Annotated in this window: 7 protein-coding genes; 5 read left to right on the forward strand and 2 right to left on the reverse strand. The window is 68.3% G+C overall.

Features of this window, described 5'->3' with window-relative positions; translation table 11 throughout:
- The first annotated feature begins 13 nt into the window (after positions 1-13).
- Positions 14-766, forward strand: a complete 753-nt coding sequence (gene dapB, locus ACZ5U5_RS37950) for a 4-hydroxy-tetrahydrodipicolinate reductase (RefSeq protein ID WP_469031000.1) — start codon at positions 14-16, stop codon at positions 764-766.
- 45 nt (positions 767-811) lie between these two features.
- On the forward strand, positions 812-1,264 hold the full coding sequence (locus ACZ5U5_RS37955; protein WP_469031002.1) for a hypothetical protein: 453 nt from the start codon (positions 812-814) through the stop codon (positions 1,262-1,264).
- A gap of 9 nt (positions 1,265-1,273) precedes the next feature.
- Here the strand turns inward: ACZ5U5_RS37955 and ACZ5U5_RS37960 are convergent, their stop codons facing one another.
- Both ACZ5U5_RS37960 and ACZ5U5_RS37965 read right to left on the reverse strand, forming a co-directional pair.
- On the reverse strand, positions 1,274-1,834 hold the full coding sequence (locus tag ACZ5U5_RS37960; protein ID WP_469031003.1) for a hypothetical protein: 561 nt from the start codon (positions 1,832-1,834) through the stop codon (positions 1,274-1,276).
- 131 nt (positions 1,835-1,965) lie between these two features.
- Positions 1,966-2,205, reverse strand: coding sequence for a hypothetical protein (locus ACZ5U5_RS37965; protein ID WP_160507559.1), 240 nt, complete (start codon positions 2,203-2,205; stop codon positions 1,966-1,968).
- Positions 2,206-2,395: 190 nt separating this feature from the next.
- Here ACZ5U5_RS37965 and thyX point away from each other — a divergent pair, with 190 nt between their 5' ends.
- The 3 genes from thyX (at position 2,396) to ACZ5U5_RS37980 (ending at position 6,045) form a co-directional block, all read left to right on the forward strand.
- Positions 2,396-3,136 carry an FAD-dependent thymidylate synthase gene (thyX, locus tag ACZ5U5_RS37970; protein WP_363310590.1) on the forward strand — a complete coding sequence of 247 codons (741 nt, stop codon included), beginning with the start codon at positions 2,396-2,398 and terminating at the stop codon, positions 3,134-3,136.
- 190 nt (positions 3,137-3,326) lie between these two features.
- On the forward strand, positions 3,327-4,226 hold the full coding sequence (gene dapA / locus ACZ5U5_RS37975) for a 4-hydroxy-tetrahydrodipicolinate synthase (RefSeq protein ID WP_365829143.1): 900 nt from the start codon (positions 3,327-3,329) through the stop codon (positions 4,224-4,226).
- Positions 4,227-4,359: 133 nt separating this feature from the next.
- A complete protein-coding gene (locus tag ACZ5U5_RS37980; RefSeq protein ID WP_363212652.1) occupies positions 4,360-6,045 on the forward strand; it encodes a ribonuclease J in 1,686 nt (561 codons plus the stop codon).
- Positions 6,046-6,309 lie beyond the last annotated feature (264 nt).

Raw genomic sequence — 6,309 nt, forward strand, 5'->3', positions numbered from 1 at the left:
AGGAATCAGGCACATGAGCAAGCTGCGCGTGGCGGTCATCGGAGCCAAGGGCCGGATCGGCTCCGAGGCCGTCCGGGCCGTCGAAGCCGCCGACGACCTGGAACTGGTCGCCGCGCTTGGCCGGGGCGACTCGCTGGACACGCTGGTGGAGACCGGCGCCCAGGTCGCGGTCGAACTGACCAACCCCGACTCGGTGATGGGCAACCTGGACTTCTGCGTACGGCACGGGATCCACGCCGTGGTCGGTACGACGGGCTGGACCGACGACCGCGTCGCGCAGCTGGAGAGCGCGCTCGCCGCATCGCCGAAGACGGGCGTCCTGATCGCGCCGAACTTCTCCATCGGCGCGGTCCTCACCATGAAGTTCGGACAGATCGCGGCGCCGTACTTCGAGTCCGTCGAGGTCGTCGAGCTGCACCACCCGAACAAGGCCGACGCCCCCAGCGGCACCGCCACGCGCACCGCCCAGCTCATCGCCGAGGCGCGTCGGAATGCGGGCAGCGCCCCGCAGCCCGACGCCACGACGACCGCGCTCGACGGCGCCCGCGGCGCGGACGTCGACGGCGTGCCGGTGCACTCCGTGCGCCTGCGCGGCCTCCTGGCCCACCAGGAGGTGCTGCTCGGCGGCGAGGGCGAGACGCTCACCGTGCGGCACGACTCGCTGCACCACAGCAGCTTCATGCCGGGCATCCTGCTCGGCGTACGCCGTGTGGTGAGCACTCCGGGCCTGACGTTCGGCCTGGAACACTTCCTGGACCTGAACTGACGCGGGCCGAAGCGAACCGAGCCGAACCGAGCTGAACTGACCCTCATGCGAGCAAAGATCACTTACGCCGTCACGGCTGCCGTCCTGGTCGTCTACTTCGTCCTGGTCGGCAGCCGCGGCGTGCTCCTGATACAGCACGGCACCGCGCTCACCGTCACTTTCGGTGTCGCGGTGCTCATCCTGCCGTTCATCGGCGTCTGGTTCCTCTGGAAGAACACCCAGTTCGTCCAGCGCGCCAATCGTCTCGCCGCCGAACTGGAGGCCGAAGGCGGCCTGCCGGTGGACGAGTTGAAGCGCACGCCCGGCGGCCGCATCGACCGCGACTCGGCCGACGAGGTCTTCGCCAGGCGCAAGGCCGAGACCGAGGACGCGCCGGACGACTGGCGCTGCTGGTTCCGCCTCGCCGTCGCCTATCACGACGCCCGGGACACCCCGCGCGCGCGGCAGGCGATGCAGCGCGCGATCGCGCTGCACGCGGGCAAGCCGGTGAACGTCTAGCGCCTCGGATCAGGCGGTACGGCGGTACTCGTCGGCCCACACCTCGATGGAGTCGGCGGCCCGGTTGAACGCCTCGTACCGCGCCAGGAAGTCGGCGTTGCGGTCGGTGAGCAACGGCTGCTGCCCCTCGGCCCGCTGATCCCGGTGCACGAGGACGAGTGCCTGCCCCTGCACGGTGCGGGGCAGCCCGAGCCACCGCACGGGCTGCTGTGTCGTACGCACCGTCACGACCTGCGCCCACGGCACGGTCTGCGTCGTCAGGAAGGCCACACGACGCAGCCCGTGCGCGCTCACCCAGGTGCCCATCCGCAGCAGCCGCAGCGCGCTCACGATGATGGCCACGGCGAGCCCCGCGCAGATCGCGGCACCCGCCAGTGAGTCCGCGAACGCGATGATGACGGCGGCGACGAGGACGTACGAGGCGAGCAGCAGGAGCAGCGCGGCCGCCCCCACCCGCCACGGGCCCGGCCGGTAGGGCCGGCGCCAGTGGTCGCGGTCGTCGAACGGCAACGCGGCGTCGTCCGCTGACTCGTCAAAGGCGCGGTCCGCCGTCAGGAAGGGCAGGGGCACGACTGAATCCTCACTCGATCCACGCACGGGCTGTGCCCGGTGAGGCTACCGAGCCCTGCTCCCGCCTACCACCTCTGGGGGGCCAGCGGGGTACCTCCCACGCTTTCAGGGCAGTGGGGCGAGTCAGGGCGTCATCGACCGTCCGAGGCCTCTGACTGCTGGTTCTGCGCGGGTGACTGATCGGGTGACAGGGCGGGCATGCCGAACAGCAGGGAACCCGCGAGGCCGGCGACCACGACCAGGCCGACCAGGGTGCGGCCCACGACCTGAGCGGCCGAGGCACGCTCTCGGGGTGGGGGAGTGACGTTGCTGCGGAACTTGTCGGCTTCGGCGATGAAGGCGAACGGGACGGGCTCGCGCCGACGGAACATGGGGTGCGTTTCTCCTCACGCGACTCGAACTTAACTCTGTTGTCCAGTCAGACGCTCGAAACGGCCAATTGGTGCCCGGTTTCGCCAAATTCGCCGAAGATTGTCGTGGCGGGCCACCGAACGGCCGATTGTCAGTGCCGGGCCATAGAGTGGGCGCCGCCCGAGTGATGCACATGGAAGGACCCCGCCAGTGAGCGAGACCCCCACCGAAGACCTCAAGCCCAGCTTCCGCAGCGAGGTCACCGTCGAGTTGGTGAAGCATGCCGCCACCGACTCCGACGTCCTGTGGGCCGCCCGTGTCTCCACTGCCGGTGAGCAGTCCCTGGAGGAGCTCCAGAAGGACCCCGAGCGCTCCAAGGGCCTGATCAACTACCTGATGCGGGACCGCCACGGCAGCCCCTTCGAGCACAACTCGATGACGTTCTTCATCAGCGCCCCGATCTTCGTCTTCCGCGAGTTCATGCGGCACCGCGTGGGTTGGTCGTACAACGAGGAATCGGGCCGCTACAGGGAGCTCCAGCCGACGTTCTACGTCCCTGACGAGTCCCGCAAGCTGGTCCAGGAGGGCCGCCCCGGGAAGTACGTCTTCGTGGAGGGCACCCAGGCCCAGCAGGAGCTCACGGGCCGCGTCATGGAGGACTCCTACCGCCAGGCGTACGAGGCGTATCAGGAGATGCTCGCCGCCGGTGTGGCCCGCGAAGTGGCCCGCGCGGTCCTGCCGGTCGGCCTCTTCTCGTCGATGTACGCGACGTGCAACGCCCGTTCGCTGATGCACTTCCTCGGCCTGCGCACGCAGCACGAACTCGCCAAGGTCCCGTCCTTCCCGCAGCGGGAGATCGAGATGGTCGGCGAGAAGATGGAGGAGCAGTGGGCCAAGCTAATGCCCCTCACGCACGCGGCGTTCAACGCCAATGGACGTGTGGCTCCGTAAGGCACTGATGTACGGGTGGGCTGAGTGAGGTGTCCGTATTGCGGCATTTCGAGAAGTTCATCTAGCCTGATCAAACGGACCCGGCACTGCTTGAACCCCCGAGCAGGCAGTGCCGGGCTCCTCACTTGTCAGGTCCGCACACATCCCCCGAGGGGGGACCACGCGCTGAGCAGCGAGTAGCGTGTTACCCATGGCTCCGACCTCCACTCCGCAGACCCCCTTCGGCAGGGTCCTCACCGCTATGGTCACGCCCTTCACGGCGGACGGCGCACTCGACCTCGACGGCGCGCAGCAGCTCGCCGCCCACTTGGTGGACGCAGGCAACGACGGCCTCGTCATCAACGGCACCACAGGCGAGTCCCCGACCACCAGCAACGCGGAGAAAGCCGATCTCGTACGAGCCGTGGTGGAAGCAGTCGGAGACCGCGCCCACGTCGTGGCGGGCGTCGGCACGAACGACACCCGCCACAGCATCGAGCTCGCCCGCGACGCCGAGCGTGTCGGCGCCACCGGCCTCCTGACGGTCACGCCGTACTACAACAAGCCCCCGCAGGAGGGCCTCCTCCGGCACTTCACCGCGATCGCCGACAGCACCGAGCTGCCGGTCATGCTCTACGACATCCCCGGCCGCAGTGGCGTACCGATCAACACCGAGACGATCGTCCGCCTCGCCCACCACCCCCGGATCGTCGCCAACAAGGACGCCAAGGGCGACCTCGGCCGCGCCAGCTGGGCCATCGCCCGCTCCGGCCTCGCCTGGTACTCCGGCGACGACATGCTGAACCTCCCGCTGCTCTCCGTGGGCGCCTGCGGCTTCGTCTCCGTCGTCAGCCATGTGGTCACGCCGGAGCTGCGCGCGATGATCGACGCGTACACCACGGGTGACGTACAGAAGGCCACGGAGATCCACCAGAAGCTGCTCCCGGTCTTCACGGGCATGTTCCGTACGCAGGGTGTGATCACCACCAAGGCGGCGCTCACCCTGCAGGGCCGCCCCGCGGGCCCGCTGCGCCTGCCCCTGGTCGAGCTGTCGCACGACGAAACGGCCCAGCTCAAGATCGATCTCGCCGCAGGCGGGGTACAGCTCTAAACACAGACTTCACAACTGAATACGCGAAACCCCGCGGGACACCGTCCTGCACACACAGACAACTGCTACTGCACGAACGTCATGCGCGCCACGTGCCCTGGAGGTACGTGGCGCGTGTGGTGAGGAGAGTCTTTTGAGTCATCCGCATCCTGAACTCGGCGCCCCGCCGAAGCTCCCGAAGGGCGGCCTGCGGGTCACCCCGCTGGGCGGCCTCGGCGAGATCGGCCGCAACATGACCGTATTCGAGTACAACGGTCGCCTGCTGATCGTCGACTGCGGAGTGCTCTTCCCCGAGGAGGAGCAGCCCGGAATCGACCTGATCCTGCCGGACTTCACGTCCATCAGGGACCGCCTCGACGACATCGACGGCATCGTGCTCACGCACGGCCACGAGGACCACATCGGCGGTGTCCCCTATCTCCTGCGCGAGAAGCCGGACATCCCGCTGATCGGCTCCAAGCTGACGCTCGCGCTCATCGAGGCGAAGCTCCAGGAGCACCGGATCCGTCCGTACACGCTGGAGGTCGTCGAGGGCGACCGCGAGCGCCTGGGCCCGTTCGACTGCGAGTTCGTCGCGGTCAACCACTCCATCCCGGACGCCCTGGCCGTCGCCGTCCGCACCCCCGCGGGCATGGTGGTCGCCACCGGCGACTTCAAGATGGACCAGCTGCCGATGGACGGCCGCCTCACGGACCTGCACGCGTTCGCACGGCTGAGCGAGGAGGGCATCGACCTCCTTCTCTCCGACTCGACGAACGCCGAGGTCCCGGGCTTCGTCCCGCCGGAGCGCGACATCTCGAACGTGATCCGGGGTGTCTTCGCCGGCGCCCAGAAGCGGATCATCGTCGCGAGCTTCGCCAGCCACGTCCACCGCATCCAGCAGATCCTGGACGCCGCCCACGAGTACGGCCGCAGGGTCGCCTTCGTCGGCCGCTCCATGGTCCGCAACATGGGCATCGCGAGGGACCTCGGCTACCTGAAGGTCCCGCCGGGCCTGGTGGTCGACGTCAAGACGCTCGACGACCTGCCGGACCACGAGGTCGTGCTCGTCTGCACGGGCTCGCAGGGTGAACCGATGGCCGCCCTCTCCCGGATGGCCAACCGCGACCACCAGATCCGCATCGTCCAGGGCGACACGGTGATCCTGGCGTCGTCGCTCATCCCCGGCAACGAGAACGCGGTCTACCGCGTGATCAACGGCCTGACCCGCTGGGGAGCGAACGTCGTCCACAAGGGCAACGCGAAGGTGCACGTCTCGGGCCACGCCTCGGCCGGCGAGCTCCTGTACTTCTACAACATCTGCAAGCCCAAGAACCTGATGCCCGTACACGGCGAATGGCGCCACCTGCGTGCCAACGCCGAGCTGGGCGCCCTCACCGGCATCCCGCACGACCGCATCGTGATCGCCGAGGACGGCGTCGTCGTCGACCTCGTCGAGGGCAAGGCGAAGATCGTCGGCAAGGTCCAGGCCGGTTACGTGTACGTCGACGGCCTCTCGGTGGGCGATGTCGGCGAGCCCGCGCTGAAGGACCGCAGGATCCTCGGGGACGAGGGCATCATCTCGGTCTTCGTGGTGGTGGACTCCAGCACCGGCAAGATCACCGGGGGCCCGCACATCCAGGCCCGCGGCTCCGGCATCGAGGACTCGGCCTTCTCGGCAGTCATGCCGAGGGTCCAGGAGGTTCTCGAGAAGTCGGCCCAGGACGGTGTCGTCGAGCCCCACCAGCTGCAGCAACTCATCCGCCGCACGCTGGGCAAGTGGGTCTCGGACAACTACCGTCGACGCCCGATGATCCTTCCCGTCGTCGTCGAGGTCTGACCCCGGCACTGCGTGAACTAGGAGCGGGGCGCCTCGATTTGCATCGGGGCGCCCCGCTCCAGTACGTTTACGTCTCCGCCGCAGAGGGAAGCACCCGGCACTCACGTGCCCGGGGCGAACCGAAGAGGGCGGGGGAATTCCGACTCAGAATCTCTGATAAAGTCGGAGCCGCCGGAAAGGGAAACGCGAAAGCCGAAAGGCCGGAGCGGGAACCGGAAAGGCGCCGAGGAAATCGGACACGAAAGAGTCTGATAGAGTCGGAAA

The organism is Streptomyces sp. NPDC033177 (assembly GCF_055577715.1).

Bases quoted from the DNA above. Each gene is read 5' to 3' on its own strand.
- dapB (WP_469031000.1), top strand. From the start codon at position 14: ATGAGCAAGCTGCGCGTGGCGGTCATCGGAGCCAAGGGCCGGATCGGC.
- ACZ5U5_RS37955 (WP_469031002.1), top strand. From the start codon at position 812: ATGCGAGCAAAGATCACTTACGCCGTCACGGCTGCCGTCCTGGTCGTC.
- ACZ5U5_RS37965 (WP_160507559.1), bottom strand. From the start codon at position 2,205: ATGTTCCGTCGGCGCGAGCCCGTCCCGTTCGCCTTCATCGCCGAAGCC.
- dapA (WP_365829143.1), top strand. From the start codon at position 3,327: ATGGCTCCGACCTCCACTCCGCAGACCCCCTTCGGCAGGGTCCTCACC.